Annotated in this window: 22 protein-coding genes; 17 read left to right on the top strand and 5 right to left on the bottom strand. The window is 70.5% G+C overall.

The genetic code is table 11. From position 1 onward, the window contains the following. Nucleotides 1–10: 10 nt before the first annotated feature. Genes HD596_RS48640 through HD596_RS48630 form a run of 3 tightly spaced genes read right to left on the bottom strand, consistent with a single transcriptional unit; the run spans nucleotide 11 to nucleotide 2,772 of the window. Nucleotides 11–829, bottom strand: coding sequence for a 2,3,4,5-tetrahydropyridine-2,6-dicarboxylate N-succinyltransferase (locus tag HD596_RS48640; protein WP_221519936.1), 819 nt, complete (start codon nucleotides 827–829; stop codon nucleotides 11–13). A gap of 2 nt (nucleotides 830–831) precedes the next feature. Next, on the bottom strand, nucleotides 832–2,055 hold the full coding sequence (locus HD596_RS48635; RefSeq protein ID WP_221519935.1) for a diaminopimelate decarboxylase: 1,224 nt from the start codon (nucleotides 2,053–2,055) through the stop codon (nucleotides 832–834). Nucleotides 2,056–2,076: 21 nt separating this feature from the next. Next, the gene (locus HD596_RS48630) at nucleotides 2,077–2,772 is read right to left on the bottom strand and encodes a class I SAM-dependent methyltransferase (protein WP_185076112.1); all 696 of its coding nucleotides are present in this window, start codon (nucleotides 2,770–2,772) and stop codon (nucleotides 2,077–2,079) included. Between the two features lie 303 nt (nucleotides 2,773–3,075). Between HD596_RS48630 and HD596_RS48625 the strand changes: the two genes are divergently transcribed. The 16 genes from HD596_RS48625 to HD596_RS48550 all read left to right on the top strand — a co-directional run bounded on the left by HD596_RS48625 (nucleotide 3,076) and on the right by HD596_RS48550 (nucleotide 17,447). Further along, nucleotides 3,076–3,936: a TauD/TfdA dioxygenase family protein gene (locus HD596_RS48625; RefSeq protein WP_313046461.1), complete on the top strand. Its 861-nt coding sequence runs from the start codon at nucleotides 3,076–3,078 to the stop codon at nucleotides 3,934–3,936. After that, a complete protein-coding gene (locus HD596_RS48620; RefSeq protein WP_185076110.1) occupies nucleotides 3,937–5,535 on the top strand; it encodes a GMC family oxidoreductase in 1,599 nt (532 codons plus the stop codon). Next, nucleotides 5,532–6,884 carry a DUF8614 domain-containing protein gene (locus HD596_RS48615; protein WP_185076109.1) on the top strand — a complete coding sequence of 451 codons (1,353 nt, stop codon included), beginning with the start codon at nucleotides 5,532–5,534 and terminating at the stop codon, nucleotides 6,882–6,884. The genes HD596_RS48620 and HD596_RS48615 overlap by 4 nt, the downstream gene beginning before the upstream one ends. Continuing rightward, the gene (locus tag HD596_RS48610; protein ID WP_185076108.1) at nucleotides 6,874–8,385 is read left to right on the top strand and encodes an AMP-binding protein; all 1,512 of its coding nucleotides are present in this window, start codon (nucleotides 6,874–6,876) and stop codon (nucleotides 8,383–8,385) included. The genes HD596_RS48615 and HD596_RS48610 overlap by 11 nt, the downstream gene beginning before the upstream one ends. Then, nucleotides 8,382–8,612, top strand: coding sequence for an acyl carrier protein (locus HD596_RS48605; RefSeq protein WP_185076107.1), 231 nt, complete (start codon nucleotides 8,382–8,384; stop codon nucleotides 8,610–8,612). The genes HD596_RS48610 and HD596_RS48605 overlap by 4 nt, the downstream gene beginning before the upstream one ends. Further along, nucleotides 8,609–9,532, top strand: a complete 924-nt coding sequence (locus tag HD596_RS48600; RefSeq protein WP_185076106.1) for an amidohydrolase family protein — start codon at nucleotides 8,609–8,611, stop codon at nucleotides 9,530–9,532. Before HD596_RS48605 ends, HD596_RS48600 begins: the two co-directional genes overlap by 4 nt. Next, nucleotides 9,529–10,440: a chlorinating enzyme gene (locus HD596_RS48595; RefSeq protein WP_185076105.1), complete on the top strand. Its 912-nt coding sequence runs from the start codon at nucleotides 9,529–9,531 to the stop codon at nucleotides 10,438–10,440. The genes HD596_RS48600 and HD596_RS48595 overlap by 4 nt, the downstream gene beginning before the upstream one ends. Continuing rightward, the gene (locus HD596_RS48590; protein WP_185076104.1) at nucleotides 10,433–10,711 is read left to right on the top strand and encodes a hypothetical protein; all 279 of its coding nucleotides are present in this window, start codon (nucleotides 10,433–10,435) and stop codon (nucleotides 10,709–10,711) included. Before HD596_RS48595 ends, HD596_RS48590 begins: the two co-directional genes overlap by 8 nt. A gap of 27 nt (nucleotides 10,712–10,738) precedes the next feature. After that, nucleotides 10,739–11,614: a beta-ketoacyl-[acyl-carrier-protein] synthase family protein gene (locus tag HD596_RS48585; protein ID WP_185076103.1), complete on the top strand. Its 876-nt coding sequence runs from the start codon at nucleotides 10,739–10,741 to the stop codon at nucleotides 11,612–11,614. After that, nucleotides 11,615–12,070, top strand: coding sequence for a GNAT family N-acetyltransferase (locus HD596_RS48580; protein ID WP_185076102.1), 456 nt, complete (start codon nucleotides 11,615–11,617; stop codon nucleotides 12,068–12,070). It begins immediately after the preceding gene. 4 nt (nucleotides 12,071–12,074) lie between these two features. Beyond that, nucleotides 12,075–13,013, top strand: a complete 939-nt coding sequence (locus HD596_RS48575) for a hypothetical protein (protein WP_185076101.1) — start codon at nucleotides 12,075–12,077, stop codon at nucleotides 13,011–13,013. Continuing rightward, the gene (locus HD596_RS48570; protein WP_185076100.1) at nucleotides 13,013–13,573 is read left to right on the top strand and encodes a cupin domain-containing protein; all 561 of its coding nucleotides are present in this window, start codon (nucleotides 13,013–13,015) and stop codon (nucleotides 13,571–13,573) included. Before HD596_RS48575 ends, HD596_RS48570 begins: the two co-directional genes overlap by 1 nt. After that, the gene (locus HD596_RS48565; protein WP_185076099.1) at nucleotides 13,570–14,829 is read left to right on the top strand and encodes an ATP-grasp domain-containing protein; all 1,260 of its coding nucleotides are present in this window, start codon (nucleotides 13,570–13,572) and stop codon (nucleotides 14,827–14,829) included. The genes HD596_RS48570 and HD596_RS48565 overlap by 4 nt, the downstream gene beginning before the upstream one ends. After that, nucleotides 14,826–16,106 carry an MFS transporter gene (locus tag HD596_RS48560; protein WP_185076098.1) on the top strand — a complete coding sequence of 427 codons (1,281 nt, stop codon included), beginning with the start codon at nucleotides 14,826–14,828 and terminating at the stop codon, nucleotides 16,104–16,106. The genes HD596_RS48565 and HD596_RS48560 overlap by 4 nt, the downstream gene beginning before the upstream one ends. An 89-nt stretch (nucleotides 16,107–16,195) precedes the next feature. Next, a complete protein-coding gene (locus tag HD596_RS48555; RefSeq protein WP_185076097.1) occupies nucleotides 16,196–16,648 on the top strand; it encodes a hypothetical protein in 453 nt (150 codons plus the stop codon). A gap of 277 nt (nucleotides 16,649–16,925) precedes the next feature. Further along, nucleotides 16,926–17,447 carry a carboxymuconolactone decarboxylase family protein gene (locus HD596_RS48550; protein WP_313046453.1) on the top strand — a complete coding sequence of 174 codons (522 nt, stop codon included), beginning with the start codon at nucleotides 16,926–16,928 and terminating at the stop codon, nucleotides 17,445–17,447. Here the strand turns inward: HD596_RS48550 and HD596_RS48545 are convergent. After that, nucleotides 17,429–18,049 (bottom strand): hypothetical protein, encoded by a 621-nt coding sequence (locus tag HD596_RS48545; RefSeq protein WP_246558249.1) that lies wholly within the window; start codon nucleotides 18,047–18,049, stop codon nucleotides 17,429–17,431. The genes HD596_RS48550 and HD596_RS48545 overlap by 19 nt on opposite strands. Between HD596_RS48545 and HD596_RS48540 the strand changes: the two genes are divergently transcribed. Then, nucleotides 17,958–18,419, top strand: a complete 462-nt coding sequence (locus HD596_RS48540; protein ID WP_313046451.1) for an anthrone oxygenase family protein — start codon at nucleotides 17,958–17,960, stop codon at nucleotides 18,417–18,419. The genes HD596_RS48545 and HD596_RS48540 overlap by 92 nt on opposite strands. A 189-nt stretch (nucleotides 18,420–18,608) precedes the next feature. On the opposite strand, the gene HD596_RS48535 is transcribed toward HD596_RS48540, so the two are convergent. Continuing rightward, entirely contained in the window at nucleotides 18,609–19,793 is a 1,185-nt protein-coding gene (locus tag HD596_RS48535; RefSeq protein WP_185076094.1) for an RNA-guided endonuclease InsQ/TnpB family protein, read from the bottom strand. Between the last annotated feature and the right edge of the window lie 132 nt (nucleotides 19,794–19,925).

Below are 19,925 nucleotides of genomic sequence, written 5' to 3'. Positions count from 1 at the left end.
TGAAGGGGGCTCAGTCGCGGACGAGGTCGTTCAGGGCCGTCTTGCCGCGGGTGCGGTCGTCGGCGTGCTTGACGATGATCGCCGCATACACCGATATATCGGGATTGTTGGCGTCGATGCGGGAGCCCGGGACGACGACCGCGTTCTCGGGCACCTCGCCGTACGTGACCTTCCCCGTGGCGCGGTCGACGATGGGGGTGGATCTCCCGAGGAAGACCCCCATGCCGATCACGGCGCCCCGCCGTACGACCACGCCCTCGGCGATCTCCGAGCGGGCGCCGACGAAGACGTCGTCCTCGACGATGACCGGCTGCTCGCCGAGGGGTTCGAGCACGCCGCCGATGCCGGCTCCGCCGGAGATGTGGCAGCGAGCGCCGATCTGCGCGCAGGAGCCGACGGTCGCCCACGTGTCGATCATCGTGCCCGGGCCGATGTGGGCGCCGACGTTGACGAAGCACGGCATCAGCACGACCCCGGGCGCCACGTACGCGCCGTGGCGGACGACCCCGCCGGGGACCACGCGCAGGCGCGCGTCGCGGAAGGCGGCGTCGTCCCAGGTCTCGAACTTGAGCGCGATCTTGTCGAAGCTCTTCGGCCGCCGCGGGCCGCCGGACCCGACCTCGTTCGTGCCGATCAGGAACGACAGCAGAATGAGCTTCTTCACGAAGGTGTCGACCACCCACTCCGGCCCCTGCGGCCGTGCCGCGCGCAGCTCTCCGCGGTCCAGGGCCGCGAGTCCGGCGGCGACGTGCGGCGCGAGGGCCGCCAGCTCCTCCTCGGACAACGACCCCCGCCGCTCGAAGGCGCTCTCGACCAAGCTCCTGTTCAAGGTCACACTCCCCAGCGGACGGTCGCGATGTAGTCGTCGTAGGTTTCGGCACGCCGGATCTCCACCACGTCGCCGCCGTCGGTGAGCATCAGCTCGGCGGGACGCAGGCGGCCGTTGTAGGTGAAGCCCATGGCGTGGCCGTGGGCGCCGGTGTCGTGGATGAGCGCGATGTCGCCGTCGCGGGGCTCGGGCAGCTCGCGGTCGACGGCGAACTTGTCCAGGTTCTCGCAGAGCGCGCCGACGACGTCGAACCTGCCGATCTCCCTGCCCTCGGCATAGGGGAGGGAGATGTGGTGGTACGCGCCGTACATGGCGGGCCGCATCAGGGACGACATCGAGGCGTCCAGGCCGACGATCTCGTGGCCCTTGCGGCAGCGGTTGATGACGCGGGTGACCAGGACGCCGTGCGGGCCGGTGACGTACCGGCCGATCTCGGTGAGGATGCGCGGCCCGCCGGGGCCGAAGAACTCCTCGCGGGCGGCGAGGATCTCCTGCGCGTACGCGGTGAAGTCGATGGGTTTGTCGTCCTCGTGGTAGGGGATGCCGAGCCCGCCGCCGACGTTCACGTACTCGAGCTCGATCCCGACGGCCTCGGCGACCCGCGCGCCGTGCCGGATGACGTCGGCGGCCGCCCGCGCGGCGCGGCCGGTGTCGAGCTCGTTGGCACAGGTCATGCCGTGGATGCCGAACCGTCGCGCGCCACGGGCGACGGCGTCCGCGTACGCGTCGGCGAGCTCGCGCACGGGCACGCCGAACTTGCTGTGCGCCGCGTCGCCCATGAGCGCGCAGCCGGCGGCCAGACCGGTGGGGGAGATGCGGAAGGCGACGGTCTCGGGAAGTTCGTCGACCTTTTCCGCGAAAGACCTGTCGTCGAACGTTATCAACGCTCCCGCGGCGCGGGCCGCGCGATATTCGGACAGCGCGGTGTTGTTGGCGGTGAAGACGATGTCGCCGGCCTGCGCGCCGGCCGTCTCGGCGAGGCGCACTTCCACCGGGGACGAACAGTCGAAACCACTTCCGGCGGCGCGCAGCAACGCCAGGACATTCAGGTTCGGCAACGCCTTCACGGCGAAATATTGCCGGTACGAGGGGTCACCGAATGCGCGCACCATGGCCTCGTGGGTGGCCACGATGCCGCGCGCGTCGTAGATGTGGAATGGCGTGCCGTAATCCGCGACGAGATCGGGGAGCCGCGGCAGCAGGCGCTCGGCGAATTCAGCCGACATTGGCAAGGCGGGATCCGATCATCAGGGCACGAGCGCGACGCAGATCGTGCGGTTGCGTATTCCGCTCACCGGCCGCAGGTACGGGAAATAGTAGCTTTCCACCGGCTCGAACCCGAAAGAAATCAGGCTCTTGTGCAGATAGTCCTTCGCGATGAACCAGAATCCGTCCACGTGCTCGTGCGGCGCGAAGTCGGCCTTGCCGTCGCGCGGCGCGTCGTTCGACAGGACCAGGTGCGTCCCCGGCCGCAGGTTAAGGTCGCGCAGCTTGCCGAGGGCGGGGGCGAGTTCCCCGGCCGCGTCGAAGAGGTGGCCGAGCAGGCCGTCGGCGTAGACGGCCGAGACGTCGGCGGCGTCGTCCGGACGCAGGTCGAAGAAGTCGACGGTGCGGGCGTCGACCCCCTTCTTCCTGGTCAGCTCGACGGCTTCGGCGTTGCAGTCGATGGCGCGCACGTCACGGTCGTGGTCGGCGAGGTCGCCTTCGACGAAGCCGTTGCCGCAGCCGAGCGAGAGCACCGCCGCCCCGGGCGGGGTCAGCATGAGGATCTTGAGGACGACGTGCGCGCGGTATTCGGGGACGTAGGTCGAGGGGGTGATGGAGTCGTTGAAGGCGCCACCGCTCTCCCAAATGTCGTAGATGCTCTGCGAGGCGGAGCCGACGGAGCGAGGCAGGCAGTAATAGTCGTGAATGCGCGCCAGCTCCGGTCTGGATTGCGGCACCCTTTCCCTCCCTGGGTTGACCGGTGTCAAAGCCGCGCCGGCGGGGCGGAATTCTCGCCGTTGAGTTTCCGGTCGTCGGACGAGCGGCAGGAGCGTAACACGCGGCCGACGGCGGGCAAAGGGCCGTGTCCAATTCCGGCCTGCGCAAAGGCCGGGGCATGCCGATTCGTTGGGTGTGAGAAGTTTGTAACATGTAAACTCGCTGGTCGGTGCCGGTGCGCGGTTTTTGTCGCGGCACTTATCGGGGTCGCCCGCCGGGCCGATTACGGAAAATGAAAGTTTCCCGCGTCCTTGCGTCGCGCGGTGACCGCACCGTATGCTCCCGCCGTGCTTGAGTTGATTCCCATCACGGCGGGTATTGGCACTGAAGTCCGTGGGATCGATGTCACCGGTTATATTTCGGACCATGATTTCGAGCGCATCTATCGCGCCTGGATCGACACCACCATTTTGCTGATCAGGGGTCAGAAAATGACCCCGGCCGAACAGGTGGAGTTCAGTCGCAGGTTCGGTGAGGTGGTCACTTACACCCGGTCCCAGTTCAACGCCGACGACCATCCCGAGATCCTCGTCCTGTCGAATCTGACCCGCGACGGCAAGCCGATCGGCTCGGCGTACAGCGGCCGGGTCTGGCACAGCGACGGCGCGTACCTGCCCGCCCCGCCGGCGGGGTCGATGCTGTACGCCCGCGAGGTGCCGCCGGTCGGCGGGGACACGTGGTACGGCAACATGTACGCCGCCTACGACGCGCTCCCGGACCAGGTCAAGGACCGGATCGCCGATCTCAGGGTCATCATCAGCCGGGTCCAGTCCCGGCCCTACAACTATCCGGACCGGCCGCCGCCCACCGCTAAGGAACGCGAGGAGTGGGCCGACGTCGCGCACCCGATCGTGAAGGTGCACGACGTGAGCGGCCGCAAGGCCCTGTACGTCGGCGGCAACGTGCCGTGGCGGATCGAGGGCATGCCCGAGGACGAGAGCCGGCCGCTCATCACGTTCCTGCAGGAGTTCGCCACGATGCCGCGTTTCACCTACCGCCACCGCTGGCAGGCCGGCGACATCGTCCTGTGGGACAACCGCAGCGCCATGCACCGGGCCACCCCCTATGACCACGTCAACCACCGGCGCCTGATGCACCGGACGACCCTCGCGGCGGCCGGTTAGATGCGGGCGGACTACATCATCGTGGGAGCGGGCGCGGCGGGCTGCGTGCTCGCGTCGCGGTTGTCCGAGGACCCCGGCACGCGGGTGCTCCTGCTGGAGTCGGGGTCGCGGCGGCGCAGCCCGCTGCTGTCGATCCCGGCCGCGGAGACCATACTCATGGGCAACCCCCGCTACGACTGGTGCTTCGAGACCGACGCCGACCCGACGATCGGCGGCCGGACCCTGCGCATCCCCCGCGGGCGCCTGCTCGGCGGGTCCAACCAGATCAACGGCATGATCTTCGTCCGCGGCCAGCGCGAGGACTACGACGAGTGGGAGCGGCTCGGCAACCCGGGCTGGTCGTGGGCCGGTGTGCTGCCGTACTTCAGGAGCCTGGAGAGCACGGGGATCGGCGGGCCGAGCCGGGGCAGCGACGGGCTGATCAGCGTCGGCCTGCCGCGCGAGCGTGACGAGCTGTGTGACGCGTTCCTGGTGGCCGCGCAGAAAGCCGGATACCGGGAGAACCCCGACTACAACTCCGGCGACCAGGAGGGCTTCGGCTACTACCAGGTCAACCACGACCGGGGCCGCCGCTCGTCGGTCGCGGGCACGTATCTCCGCCGCGCGCTGCGGCGGCCCAACCTGATGGTGCTCACCGACGCGCATGTCACCGGGCTGCGGTTCGAGGGCACGCGCTGCGTCGGCGTCAGCTTCCGCCACCAGGGCCGGGCGCGGCGGGCCGGCTGCGGGCGCGAGGTGATCGTCAGCGCGGGGGCCGTCCAGTCGCCGCAGCTGCTCGAACTGTCGGGGATCGGCTCCGCCGACGTGCTCCGCGCGGCCGGGGTGCCGGTCGTGCACCATCTACCCGGCGTCGGCGAGAACTTCCGCGATCACTACGCGACCCGGCTGCGCTGGCGGGTCCGCCGGCCCATCACGTTCAACGAGCGCTCGCGCGGCCTGCGCCTGGCCCGCGAGGTCGTGACGTACGTGACACGCCGCCGGGGGCTGCTCAGCCTGCCCATCGCGCTCGGCCACGGGTTCGTCCGCTCGTCCGGCGCCGAGCCGCGGCCGGACATCCAGTTCCACTTCGCCCCGGCCAGCTACGGCGCGGGAGCGACCCGGCGGCTGGACACCGCTCCCGGCATGACCGTCGGCGTCTATCCGCTGCGGCCCGAGTCGGCCGGGTCCATCCACATCCGCTCCGCCGACCCGACGGCCCCGCCCGCGATCCGGCCGCGCTTCCTCGCCGCCGAGGCCGACCGCGCGCGGCTGGTCGCCGGGATGCGCATCGCGCGCCGCGTCGTCGAGGACCCCGCGCTCGACGCGTACCGCGAGTTCGAGCTGATCCCGGGCAAGGACGTCCGGACCGACGACGAGCTGGTCGCCTACGCGCGCGAGAACGGCGACACGTCCTACCACCCGGTGGGGACGTGCCGGATGGGCGCCGACCCGATGGCGGTCGTCGACCACCGGCTGCGCGTCCACGGTCTGTCCGGGCTACGCGTGATCGACGCCTCGGTGATGCCGACCATGGTCTCAGGCAACACGAACGCCGCGAGCATGATGATCGGCGAAAAAGGCGCAGCGCTCGTTATCGCCGACTCCCTGGAGAACGCATGAGGTTCGACTACGTACGCAATCTGGCCGCCGCCGGGACCTACCGTGACTGGCGCAGCGCCTTCTGGCCGCCGTCCGCCGGATACCAGCTGGCGTGCCTCGACCTCGCGGCCGAGACCCCGGACCTCGGCGGCGGCTTCCTCGCCGGGCTGGCCGCGCTGAGGGCGGCCGTCGAGGCCGACTGGCAGCGGGTCAAGGAGACGGCGGGGCCGCCCGAGGACGCGCGGGAAAGGCGGCGCTTCCACGCCCCGGCGCTGGTCGCCTCCGCCATGCGCGACATCGCCAAGCACCTGCCCGGCGACGCCGACCGGCGCGCGCTCGCGCTGCGCGCCGACGCCGTCGAGCACGGCTACCCGGCCGAGGCCCTGTGCGAGCTCGCGGAGCTGCGCGAGGACGTGACGCTCGTCGCGGGCCATCTCGGCACCTGGTCGGGCAAGGACCCCGGCGGGCTGCCCACGGCGTTCGCCTGCCGCCGCGACGACGTGGGGCAGGAGTACGTGGCCGCCGCGCTCGCCGAGCGGCACCAGGTCGAGCCGTACCTGCGCGCGCTCATGGCGGACCTGCGGCTCGGCGACCTGCCGGCGTTCGGCGCGACCCGGCTGTTCTTCATGGCCGGGGAGGGCAACCTGCACCCCAAGCACATCGCGTACTTCCTGCCGGAGGACGAAGGGGTCGACCAGTCGCCGTACAAGAAGACCTACTACTTCCGCAACACCCACCGGGCCGTCCTCGACACGGTGTCCGGGCCGCTCTCCGCCCGGTACGCGCGGGTGGGGAACGGGTTCGACCCGGCGGCCGAGCGGTTCGCGGGGATCCCGACGCTCGGGGTGCTCAGCCACGAGTTCGGGCACTTCGTGCACCGGCCCGCCACGGACTTCACCCCGCTGTGGACGGCCGACCGGTGGGTCGTGGGGGTGCTGCAGGAAACGGCCGCCGACGTGTTCGGCATCCTCGTCCTGGCCGAGGTGTGGGCCGGGCCGCTCGGGCTGGACCAGGCCGACGTCATCTCCTACTACCTGGCCGAGTGCCTGCGCTACGTGGACCGCGGGCTCGGCACGTTCCCCGACAGCGACGGCATGTTCCTCCAGCTGTCCTACCTCGCGAAACTCGGCGCGCTCGCGCTCGACGGCCCCGTGCTCATCGGTGAGCCGGACGTGGTCCTCGCCGGGCTGCGGTCGCTGGCCCGCGTCCTCGCCGAGACCCTGCTGCTGCCCGACCCCGGGCCCTCGCTCGCCTTCCACGCCGCGTACGGGCCGGCCGACCTCGGGCCCCTCGAGCCGCTGGTCGAGGAGTTACGCCGCAGGCCCATGCAGTCCGTCGAGTACGTCCAGGAACACATCCATGTTCGTTGACTCCCTGGTGGCCAGGCTCGCCGAGCACCCCGGGCAGCGCATGCGCTTCCTGGCGCGCGACGGGAGCACGCTGGTCAAGACGTACGCCGAGATCCACGACGACGCCCGCCTGCTCATGGCCGAGCTGCGTGACAGCGGCCTCGGCGCGGGCGACCTCGTCGGCGTGCTCGGCCCCAACTGCTACGAGTGGATCCTCGCCGACCTCGCGCTGCTCGCTCTCGGCTGCGTCCCCGTCGCCATCCCCGCGGAGAACCGGCACGATGCGGCGGAGATCGGCGCGCTCGTCGACCGGTACCGGCTGGCCGCGCTGCTGGTGACCCGGGCACTCCCCGGCGAGGCCGGCCTGCCCGCCGCCACCGCGAGCCTCTCCGACCGGCCGGTCAAGCTCGATCCCGTACGGCACGCCGACGCTCCGGAGCTGCCGCCCGGCGTGCGCACGATCGCGTTCTCCTCGGGGACCGCGGGCACGCAGAAGGGCCTGCTGCTCACCGACGACGGCATCGCCAACACCGTCGAGCTGTCGGCCCGCGCGTGGCGGGTCACGCCGGACGACGACATCGCGATCGTGATGCCGTACTCGAACTTCCAGCAGCGCTACCTCACCTACCTCGCGATCTGGACGGGCTGCGCGGCCACCGTCGTCCCGCCGGAGATCATGTTCCAGGCTTTCAAGACCGTGGAGCCCACGATCATCCTCGGCCCGCCCTCCTTCTTCGAGCTGCTCCACCACCGGGTCATGGCCGCCGACCCGGCCGAGCGCATGGAGCGGGGCCGCGGGTGGCTGTCGATGTACGGCTCGCGGGTGCGGCTCATGTACACCGGGTCCGCGCCGGTGCCGCCGGCCATGGTCACCCTGTTCCAGGAGCTCGGCGCGCCGCTCTACGAGCTCTACGGCAGCACCGAGATCGGCTGGATCGCCATGAACGTGCCGGGCCTGGCCAGGATCGGCACGGCGGGACGGCCCGTGGACGGCATCACCGTCGAACTCGGCGACGACGGCGAAGTCGTCGTGCGCGCCGAACGGCCGCAGGTCGTCGGGTACGTGTACGAAGGCGTCGAGACACAGGACGCGGTCTTCCTGCCCGACGGCCGGATCGCCACCGGCGACCTGGGGGTCATCGAGGACGGCTTCCTGCGGCTCACCGGCCGCAAGAAGAACGTGATCATCACCCGGAGCGGGGTGAAGATCAACCCGGCCGAGCTGGAAGCCGACCTCGAACGCGCCCTTCCCGGCGTCCGCGCCATGGTGGCCCTGCCGGACGGCGCCGCGCTGCTCGCCTGCGTCGTCTGGATCGAGGACATCGAGGACACGGCCAGGGCGGCCGAAATCGAGGCGTACATCAAGCGGATGAACGCGGGCCGCGAGCCGTCGCATCGCATCGCGACGACTCTCGTCCGCCCGGCGGAGGAGCTCACCGTGGAGAGCGGTCTGCTGACCCGGAACTTCAAGATCGACCGTGGCGCGGTCGCCCGCGCCGTCTGGGGGAGTGGCGACAGGTGACCGAGGAGGCGCTCTGCCAGATCATCGCCAGCGTCCTGCCCGGCAGGGACGTGGCGCCGTCCATGAGCCTCAGGAACGACCTCGGCGTCGACTCGATCGGGCTCATGAGCATCGTGTTCGTCCTGGAGGAGCAGACCGGCATCGACGCCATGAGCCACATGGGGGAGTTCATCGAGGCCGAGTACGTGCACGACATCGTCGGCATCTGCCAGGGAGCGGGCTCATGACGATCATCGACTTCCACTGCCACGTCGCGGCCGAGATGTGCTTCCCGCCGTCGTTCCGCGACGGGGTCATCGACAACATGGCCGCGGCCATGCAGGCGCGCGGCCTGCCCGCGACGAAGGAGCGGCTGCGCCGCATGCACGACGCGACCCTCCAGGACCCGCTGTGCGACCAGCTCGTGAAGGAGATGGAGGACGCGGGGATCGACGAGGCCGTGCTGCTGCTGCCGGATTTCACGTACGCGCTGAAGGACGGCACGCACTCCATCGAGGAGATCATCGACCACCACAAGACGGTGGTGGACCGGCATCCCGGCCGCTTCCGCGTCCTGATCGGCGTCGACCCGCGCTGGGGGGCCGACGGGATCGCGCTGTTCGAGCGGGCCATCGTCGAGTACGGCTTCGACGGCATGAAGCTCTACCCGCCGTGCGGCTACCGCCTCGACGACAAGGCGCTCTACCCGTTCTACGAGATCTGCGCGCAGCACCGGCTGCCGGTGCTGTCGCACATCGGCGCGACCTCCCCGGTGCTCGACTTCGAGATCGCGCTGCCCATCTACGTGGACCGGCCCGCGCGCGACTTCCCCGGCGTGGACTTCGTGCTCGCGCACGGCAGCGTCCACTACCCCGACGAGTGCGCGATGCTCTGCAACAACCGGCCGAACGTCTACATCGACGCCAGCGGCTACGAGGCCCCCGACGGCGTGGCCGGGCTCAACCGGTTCTTCCGCCGCAACATCAACCACAAGGTGCTGTTCGGCACCGACTGGCCGATCTTCCGGCTGCAGGGCAAGCAGACGAACTTCGTGGAACGACTCACGGCCGAAGGAGCCTTCCCGGCTGAGATGACCCAGGCCGATCGCGACCTGTTCATGGGGAAGAACGCGAAACGGCTCCTCGACAAGAAGGGCACAGGCAGATGACATCGTTGACCGACGGCCTCACCGCCGAGCAGGTCCAGTTCTTCAAGGACAACGGCTACGTCGGCCCCTTCGATCTCTACGAGCCCGACGAGGCTCAGAAGATCTGGAGCAAGGCGATGATCGAGATGGCGCTGTCGAAGAACAAGCCGCACAACTCGACGGTCATCAACTACGACCGGCACCTCGACTGCGACACGCTCTCCGAGCACATCTCGCGGCCGGAGATAGTCAACAAGCTCCGCTCGCTCCTGGGCGAGGACATCATCTGCTGGAAGTCCAACATCTTCCAGAAGCAGCCAGGCGACGCGGGCACCGGCTGGCACCAGGTCGAGAAGTACATCGTCGGCGAGACCACGACCGCCGCCACGCCGTCGCTGAGCTTCGCGTACGACCGCGACGACGACGCCGTCCTGCAGGACGTCAGCGTCTGGACCGCCTTCTCCCCGGCCAGACGCGAGAACGGCTGCCTGCGCTTCATCCGCGGCAGCCAGAAGCGCTGGTTCTACGACGAGACCAAGCGGCTCACCAAGAGCCCGGAGCGCAAGACCGACTTCTTCGGCTACGACTACTCCGAGCTCCAGCTCGACCCCGACTGGGACCCGGAGAAGGAGGACGTCGTCGAGATGGAGATGGGGCCGGGGCAGTTCGTCCTGTTCGTCGAGAAGTGCGTCCACGGGTCCCTGCCCAACGTCAGTGACCAGACCCGCCTCGGCTACGCCTCCAGGTACGTGATCCCGCAGACCAAGGTGTACGAGCACGTGGACCGGCTGGTCGAGTTCGGCGACGAGATCGCTCTCGACTACCACGGCTGCGTCCTGGTCTCCGGCGAGGACAGGTACGGCTACAACCGCATCTACACCGAGAACCTCAACGGTTTCCCGTTCAAGCGGGTGGCCGCCGATGCCTGACATCGACGAGCGGCTGAGGAACTTCGTCGACTTCCTCGGCACGCAGCCCATGGCGCCGGAGCTCACCTACGACGAGGTCGCGCGGAGCAGGTCGCGCGCCGAGCTCGGGATCAGCTCGCTCAACATCCTCATCCTCGTCAACAGCTACATCGAGGAGAAGGCGAACGGGAGGATCGCGCTGCGTCCCGAATGGGTGCCGATGCTCGAGGACATCGACGGCATCCTGTCGGTGATCGAGGAAATCGACGCGAGCGCGCCGGCCGAGGTCTGAGTGGGCGGCATCGGATCCTTCGCGTGCGTGGTCGGCGACGTGGAAGGGCGCCCGGAGCACATACCCGGCTTCGAGGACCTGTGGCGCGCGGTGTCGCCGGACACCGCGTTCGCCGCGATGGGCACGGGCACGTACCGGAAGATGACCGGGCCGCTCGTCCCGTACCTCGTGGACTGCGTGGCCAAGGTGCTGAGCGCGCACGGGGTCCGCGCGGCGGAGGTGGACCGGCTCGTGCTCGCGACCTCCGACGCCGTGCTCGGCCTGCTCGGCAGGGACGTCGCCGTCGAGGTCATGCGCGCCGCCGGGCTGACCGCGTGCGTTCCGGCGATCGTGTCGCTCCAGCAGTGCTGCAGCTCGCTCGAAGCCCTCCGGTACGGCTGGGGCCTGCTCGGCGCGGACGCGCGCAACGTCGTGCTGGTGGCGCTGGACTTCACGCCGGACGACCGCGACCGGGTGAAGTCCTTCGCGCTCTTCGGGGACGCCGTGGCCGGCTGCCTGATCAGCCGTGACCACGGCGACCTCACGCTCGCCGGGACCGGGCTCGCCGCGGACTTCTCCGGCATGATCGGGCAGGACACGTTCGCCTCCCGCCAGGCGGTCGCCCGGGCCGCGCTGGACCAGGCGTTCCGCCAGGCGGGCCGGGTGCCGGGGGACGTCACGAAGATCTTCACCTCGAGCCTGTTCGCCCCCATCGTGAGCTTCAACGCGATGGCCGCCGGCCAGGCCCGCGAGCTCCTGCACTTCCAGGGGCCGATGACCCGGTACGGTCACTGCGGTAACGCCGACTGGCTCATCAACCTGATGGACTACACGGACAAGTCCGGCCCGGAGCGAGGAGCGCTCTACCTCGCGCAGGCCTCCGCACCGGGCTTCTTCGCGTGCGCACTACTGGAGGCAAGGTAAATGAAGATCGTGGTCGACGACCTGCGCGGGCCGGAGATCGCCGCGTTCCTGGAGGAACACCTGCGGGAGATGCACTCGATCACCCCCGCCGAGAGCGTGTACGCGCTCGACCTCGACGGGCTGCGCGTCCCCGAGGTCACGTTCTGGTCGGTGTACGACGGCGACCAGCTCGTCGGCTGCGGCGCGATCAAGCGCATCGACGACGGGCACGGCGAGATCAAGTCCATGCGCACCGCCCCCGAGCGGCGGCGCGACGGCGTCGCGAGCCTGCTCCTCGCCCACATGCTGGAGGAGGCCAAGGCGATGGGCCTCCAGCGGCTCAGCTTGGAGACCGGCTCGACCGAGCACTTCGAGCGGGCGCGGAAGCTGTACGAGAAGTTCGGCTTCGAGCCCTGCGGCCCGTTCGCGGGCTACGGCCCCGACCCGCACAGCGCCTTCATGACCCGGACGCTCTGACGGCATGAAGGACGACGTCTACGACTACGACCAGCAGTTATACGACCGGTCGTTCCTCAACTGCTACCAGCGGCAGGCCATGGTCATGCTCGCCGAGCGGGTTCCCGACCTGCCGCTGGCCTTCTACAACTGCCTGGTCGGCGGCGACGACATCGCCGACCAGGTCATCCGCCTCGGCCGCCCCAAGTACGACTTCCAGAGCAGGCTCCTCGACCCCGCGGCCCTCGCCCGGGTCGGGGTCGCCCGCGAGTACGTCCCGTTCGACACCTACGCGCAGGCGCGCGACCTCGTCATCGACACGGCCCGGCGCGCCGGTTACGTGATCCTGTTCGTGGACGTCTACTACCTGCCGCACACCCCCGAGTACCGGACCGACCACGTCGTGCACACGATCACGCTCACCTCGTACGCGGACGGGCACTGGTCGATCCTCGACGACAACCGGGCGAGCGTGCTGTGCCGGTACGCCTATCCCGAGGACGTCATCGCGGCGGCGTACGACAACGGGAAGCTGCGGCACGTGAGCTGGTTCCCGGCCGGGCCGTACGACGCGGCGGCGGCGGTGACCGGGTCGGCGGCGGCGTTCTCCGAGGTGCTCCGGGCGTACGACGACACGTACGCGCTGCTGGAGGGGGTCGAGGACCTGCTGGGGACGCGGTGGATCACGCCGGCGCGCACGATCGCCCTCCTTTATGACGCTTTTTCGGTGTATGAGGGGTCGCGGGCGTGCCTGCGGGCGTTCGTCGCGCGGCAACCGGCGTACGCGGACGTCGAGCCGGCGCTCGCGGACCTCGTCGGCCGGTGCAGGGACATCAGGAACCAGCTCATGATCGGCAAGGCGATCGGCCAGGTGGACGCGTTCCGCGTGGCCGCCGCGTGCGCGGAGCTCCGCGCGGCGGAGGAGGACACGCTGAAGCTGCTGCGGGGACAAGGGGGAGCCTGATGGCGATCGATCCACGCCTGATCGTGACCGGGTTCGGCCCGGACGGCGCGGGGGTGATCGTACGTGACGCGCCCGTCGCGCCGATCACGGCCCGCGCGCTGCCCGGCCAGGAGATGTACCTGCTGTGGGGCAGCCCCGACGGCGGCGCGACCGTCGGACCGAAGGCCGCCGACCCGGTCACGCTGCCGTTCTTCGCCGGAGCCGGCGGGACGCGGCTGCTGCTCGTGCGCTTCCCGCCCGCGTCCGCGATCATCGGACTGCCGTCCGCCTCGTCGCCCGAGGACCAGGCCGAGATCGACGCGGAGGTCGAGGAGCGGCTGCCAGGGTTGATGGACGTCTTCGAACCCGGCGACCCATCGGGGATGCACACCACCGACACCCTCGACTACGGCATCTGCCTCGAAGGCGAGCTGTGGCTCGAACTCGACTCCGGCGACGAGGTGCGGCTCACCCCCGGCGCCTGCGTCGTCCAGCAGGGGACCCGGCACGCCTGGCACAACCGCGCCGGGACACCGGCGCTCATGGCGTTCGTCGGCATCGGCGCGGAACGGCCGTCATGAAGCGGCTCGTCGTCGTGGGGACGGGGCCGCGCCTGTACCGGGAGTTCATGCTGCGCCGGATCGGCGAGCGCTACGACGTCCACCTCGTCATCGGCAGGCCGGTCGAGTGGGAGGCGCCGTACGTGTCCGGCGTCAGCGTCGTGCCCGGCATGACAACAGACGGGATCGTGGCCGCCGTCCGGGACGTCGTCGCCCGAGGCGCCACCTCCCGCGCCGCCGACGCCGCCATCGGTGGGGCCATTGACGGGGTCATGACGTGGGCCGAGGACCACGTCGTCGACACCGCGCTCGCCGCGGCGGCCGTCGGCCTGCCCGGCCCCGGCCCCGACGCCGCCCGGGCCTGCCGCGACAAGCATGCCACCCGCTCGGCCCTCGCCGCATGCGGCGTGCCGCAGCCGCAGTCGGAACTGGTCGCCGACGTGGCCGAGGCGCGCGCCGTGGCCGAGAAGTTCGGCTATCCGGTCGTCGTCAAGCCCAGGGCCGGGGTCGCCAGCCAGGCCGTCGCGCTGGTCCGCGACGGCGAGGAACTCGCCGGCCACTTCGCCTCCGCACGCCGCCTCCCGGCCGCCGGCCTGCGATTCCCGGACCGTTCCGTGCTGATCGAGGAGTACCTGACCGGGCCGGAGATCGCCGTCGACTCCGTCGTACGGGACGGCCGGGTCCTGCCGGTCTTCGTCTCGCACAAGGAGATGGGCTACGCGCCGTACTTCGAGGAGACCGGCCACTGGACGCGCGGCGACGACCCGCTGCTCGGCGACCCCGCGATCACGCGCTTCCTCGCCCAGGTCCACGAGGCCATCGGGTACGCCACCGGCGCCACGCACACCGAGCTCAAGCTCACCGACGAGGGCCCGAAGCTCATCGAGATCAACGGCCGGCTCGGCGGTGACCTCCTGTCCTACCTGTGCGACAGCGCCTCCGGCGTGGACCCGGGCCTGGCCCTCGCGGCGGTGTCGTGCGGCGACGTCCCCGACCTCACGCGGACGCGCGCGCTGTGCGCGGGGATCAGGTTCGCCTACCCGCCGTGGCACGAGACCCGCGTCGAGGAGATCGCCTTCGACGAGTCCGGCCTGCCGCCGGAGGCGGACCTGGCCGTCCCGCTCGTCCGGCCGGGCGAGGTCGTCCTGCTGCCGCACAAGGACCTCATGGACGGCCGCGTCGCCTTCGCCACCGCCGCCGCGGCCACCCGCGAACAGTTGTCCGCCGCGCTGGACCAGGCGCTGGCGGCGTTGCGCTGCACGTGGAGCCCCGCATGACCGAAGCGCCGCGGGCACCCGCCGACGAGGCTCCCGCCGGAGTGATCCGCACGCTGCGCGAGCTGCCGCGGCCGGCGATTGTGCTGCTGTTCGGCATCGCGCTGAACCGGATGGGGAGCTTCGTCGCGCTCTTCCTGGTCCTGTACCTGACCGGCATCGGCTACAGCCCCGCGCAGGCGGGGTTCGTCCTCACCGGGTTCGGGGTGGGGTCGATCGTCGGCACGTTCGTCGGCGGCAGCGTGACAGGGAGGTTCGGCGCGCGGGCGGTGATCGTGTGGTCGATGCTGCTGTGCGGGCTGTCCACCGCGGGACTCGCGGCCGTGACGGCGATCGTCCCGTTGCTGGTCGTCGGCTTCGCGGCCGGCGCGTTCGGGCAGATGTACCGCCCGGCCGCGGCGACGATGCTCGCCGAGCTGACGCCGCCGCAGCGCCTGGTGATGACCTCGGCCGCCGGCAGGTTCGGGCTCAACCTCGGCGCCGCCGTCGGCCCGCTGCTCGGCGTGTGGCTGGCCGCCGCGTACTCCTACCAGGTGGTCTTCGTCGTCAACGCCCTCGTCGACCTGCTCTTCGCCGCCGTCGTATGGCTCGTCATCCCGACCGGGCCCGGCCACGGCACCCGCGAGGCCACCGCCACGCCCGGGGCCGCCGCCGCGCCCGGGGACACCGCCGTGCTCGGGGGCGCCGCCGTGCCCGCGGATACCGCCCGTTACCGGGACCTGCTGCGGGACCGCCGGTTCCTGCTGTTCCTCGCCGGGATGTTCATCACGGCGGTCGCCGAGGTCCAGTACCAGTCGACGCTGCCGCTCGAGGTGCAGCAGCGCGGCTACCCGACCGCGCTCTACGGCGCGGTCGTCGCGCTCAACGGGGCCCTCGTGATCCTCGTCGAACTACCGCTGACCACCCTCATCCAGCGCTTCTCCATGCGCGCCACCGTCGCCGCCGGCTGCCTCCTCCTCGGCGTCGGCCTGGGCCTGTTCGGCCTGCCCTTCGGCCCGTGGGTCTTCATCCTCGGAGCCGTCGTCTGGACGCTGGGAGAGATCATCAGCGCCCCGTCCATCGGCGCGTACCCGGCCCTCGCCGCCCCGACCCCCGCCTTGCGGAGCCGCTACATCGGCGCGCTGTCCACCTGCCAGACAGCGGGCTGGGCCATCGGCCCCAGCGTCGGCACGGCGCTGTTCGAGTACGTCGGCGGCGCGGTCTGGGTGATGTGCGCGGGCCTCGGCGTCCTCGCCTACCTCGGCATGCGCGCGGGCGTCCGCGACCTCGTCCCCCGCTAGCCGCCGGTCCGCAATTTTGGAGCACGCGCTCTGTTATCCTGAACCTCGCCGATCTTCATCTGTCGTTCGAGGTAAGGAGCCGACTCCACGTGCAGCTTCGAGTTGTGGCCATCACCGTGGCCGCCATGACGGCGGTCCTGTCGGCGGGTGCTCCCGCGCACGCGCAGGCCAACACGTACGACCACCAGGACCCGGCCGAGTCGGGCTGCTGGAACTCCGCCCAGGTGGTGCGGACCGGCACGCTCGTCAGGCACCGGGGCCGCTCCGCCGCCGGACGGATCAACCTCTGGTGGTCCCCCCGGTGCAAGACCAACTGGGTCGAGATCACGACCGACTCCAAGGTGAGCGGCACCATCTACCTGTACACGGGGGACCGCAGGAGGGACGCGTACGACTTCAAGCCAGGCAACAACGGCCGTCACTGGGGCAACATGCTCCGAGCCCCCAGGACCTGCGCCTGGGGCAGGGTCACGGTGGAGTGGAACGCCGGCCGCCGCAACGTCCAGACCGGCTCGGGCGGCACCGGGAAGGCGTGCGGCTGAGCGGCACCCCGGGGCAATCGTCCACGCTCCCGGCTGACTCTCTGACTCCTCGGTGACAGGCGCGGTGCGAACCGGGGCGGGCGATGTCGCGTATCCCATGCAGTACGGAGGGCGCGCGGGGCCTGGTGCCGGGGGCGCGCTCTCGAGCGGGACGGAGAGGGGGACATATCGCCACATCGTCGCTGCGCCCGTCCTTGCTTCGAAGAGCTTCAACGAGCGAGATGAGAGTCACGACATGTCTGTAGCCACGATTGCCCCGCGGATTGCGATCAAGAACGTGACCCCCGAAGTCTCCAGCGCGATGAGCGCCCTGCAGGAGGCCGCTCTGGCCGCGGCGCAGGCGGCGGACATCGCGCCGGGGCTGCTCCAGCTGATCAAGATCCGCGCGTCCCAGATCAACGGCTGTTCCCTCTCACTCGACCGGCACACCCAGGACGCGCGGGCCATGGGGGAAGGAGAGGAGCGCATCCGGGAGTTGCGGGCCTGGCGCAACAGCAAGCTCTTCACCAGCGGGGAGCGGGCCGCGCTGTCGCTGACCGAGGCGATCACCCTCGTCTTCGCGGGACAGGTCCCGAACGAGGTGTACGCCGAGGCGGCGAGGGAGTTCGAGGAGACGCAGCTGGCGGCGCTGATCTGGGCCGCGACAGTGATCAACGCGCACAACCGGATCGCGATCACCACCCGCCTGGAGGGCAGCGGCGCCCCGCCTGACGCGGCCGTCCGTGGAGCGGCGTCCGCGGGAGGCCGGAGCATGTGGTGGACGTCCGCTCGGGTGGCCAATCATGACCTTCCCGCTTGAGGACCTCCCGGACGGTGGAGGGTGGCGATCCCCGGGGGGGTGAGGCTCCGGCGGCGGTGGCTCCGGCGGGACCGGCGGTGGTGGAGGAGTGACGAACACCCCCGCCGGCGATCCCCGCCGGCCCGCCGCCGTGGCGATGCTCTGTGGTGTCTGGCGATTCGCGACACCCGATTGCAGCGCTCCGGGGACGAACGTGCTCGGCGGCCTTGGCCGGAGCGAGGCCCGGGCGCAACGCGCCGAGAGCGTGCAGGTGTTCGGCCGGTCCGCGGCTGCCCGTCAGCCGCTCGCGTTCGATGTCGGCCAGGAGGTCCTGGAGCCCCGCGCCGGTCGGGGACGCGGCGGCCGTCGCGCGCAGGACGCGGTGTACGGGCTTGATGCGCCGAAGGATCGCGGTGGCCATGGCGGCGTACAGGGCCAGCTTGCGCGCGGGGTCCGGCTCGTCGATGATCGCCTGGACCTCGGGGCGGTCGCTCTGCGGCAGGGGCCGGGCTTCCCCGCCAGCGTGATGTCGTGGACGAGCTTGGCCAGGGCGGGTTTGCCGCCGGGGCGGACGTGTACAGCGTCTGGACGGCCACGCCCGCCTCGCGTGCCACTTCAGCCATCGTGGTGTCGGCGCAGCCCTTCCTGATCATCAACTCCCGCTTGGCCGGCATCGTGGCGATGGCCCTTGTTTCGGTCCTGTCGTGGCGCCGCGGATGGCTGCTCTTCGGCATCAACTCGGCCGCCCTGATCCTGGTGATCCTCACCCTGACAGCTCTGGAACCTCTCAACCGGATCGCGGACGCCTGGAACCCCGATCAGCTGCCCGCCGACCGGCAGGAGAGCCGCCGGCGGTGGTTCAACCTGCACCTCATCCGTACGGCGCTCGCCCTCGCGGCGTTCGCGTGCCTGATCACCACCCGGGCCCTCGACCGGGGGTCGGATCCGGCGGCGCGCGTCGATCAAGCGGTCTCACCCGGGGTGGGATCGTGATCCGCTGGAGACAGTGGAGCCGATCAAGGCGACGGTCTGCCTCTTCATAGCGCCGCCACCGTCACCATGTGGAACGTTACGACAACCCGCCCAGCGGCCGCGGCGCTGTGTTACCGTCCGGTCGACAGCGGCCTCGACCGGGCGGAGGTCTGCGTGACTCCTCCACTCCCTGAAGGGAGCGGCTTCTCGTTAAGCCGCTCGCGCAGCCTCGCGAAGGGCAAGCCCTGCCCTCAAGATGTTGATCGCCGCGTTCACGTCGGCGTGCGCCTCGTGCCCGCACGCCGTACATCGGAAGACGGCCTGGGTGACACGGTTGTCCTTCGCGCAGTGCCCGCAGCGCGAGCAGGTACGGGAGGTGTTGGCCGGATTCACCGCGATCAGCTGTCGACCGGCGCTTTCAGCCTTGTGCGACAGGATCGTCAGGAACGCCGACCAGCCCGCGTCGAGAATGCTCTTGTTCAGCCCCGATTTAGCCGACTGGCCGTTGGCCAGGTAGCCGCCTTCGCCGTCCGGTTTCGGCGCGGCACGCCGGGTCATGCCCGCCACTTTCAGCGCTTCATGCACGATCACGTCATAGCCGCGAACCAGCGCAAGCGCGGCCTTGTGCGCCGAGTCAAGGCGTTGCCGCCGCACCTTGGCATGCAGGGCCGCCACCCGCGCGACGGCCTTCCTGCGCCGCTTGGATCCTCGTTTCTTACCGGCGAGCTTCCGCTGGGCCGCTGCCAGACGGCTCGCGCAGGCGGCGAGGTGGCGCTGGTCGCCGTCGCTGGTCGTGGCCAGCCAGGCGACACCCACGTCAACACCCGCGACCGCGCCCGTGGCGGGAAGGGGGTGTGCGGGCACCTCATCACACGACAGCACGACGAACCAGCGGGCGCCTTCCCGCTTGACGCTGATCGTCTTGACGATGCCGAGCACTCGGCGGTGCTGGTGGACCCGCACCTGCCCGACGCTCTGCAACCGCACGTAGGTCGCGGTCGGGTGCTCGGGTTGGGAGTGCCGCCGGCAGCCGTCGCCGTCCTTGGGCCACTCGACGGTGTCGAACCGGCCCCGCCCTTTGAAACGCGGGAAGCCTGGCGTGCGGCCTGCTTTGACGCGGTCGAAGAACGCCCGGTAGGCCTTGTCCAGCCTGCGCAGCGTGGCCTGCTGGGAGGAGAACGACCACCGGCCCTGACCGCCGGGGTCGTCGGCGCGGATGTGCTTCAGCTCCGCCGACTGCTCCCCGTAACGCACCGCCACCCCGGCTTTGCGGTAGGCCGTACGGCGGTGTTCGAGGGCCGCGTTGTACAGCTCCCGGTGATCTTCCAGGCACTGCGCGAGTGCGGCGGCCTGCTTGCTGGTGGGGCGCAGCAGGAACGTGAACGACCTGCGCACACCCGACCTCCCACGCTCGGTAACGAGACCACCACGGTATCGCCCGGCACCGACAAACGCGGAAGGACATCTGTGACCCGCGGACCTGACAGGTCCAGGCACGCTCGGGCCTTGGCGGCCCTCCCGTTCCCG

This window comes from Nonomuraea jabiensis (assembly GCF_014204795.1).
Classification (GTDB): domain Bacteria; phylum Actinomycetota; class Actinomycetes; order Streptosporangiales; family Streptosporangiaceae; genus Nonomuraea; species Nonomuraea jabiensis.
The sequence above is the reverse complement of the archived record's forward strand: the minus strand, read 5'-3'. Positions and strand labels throughout refer to the sequence as shown.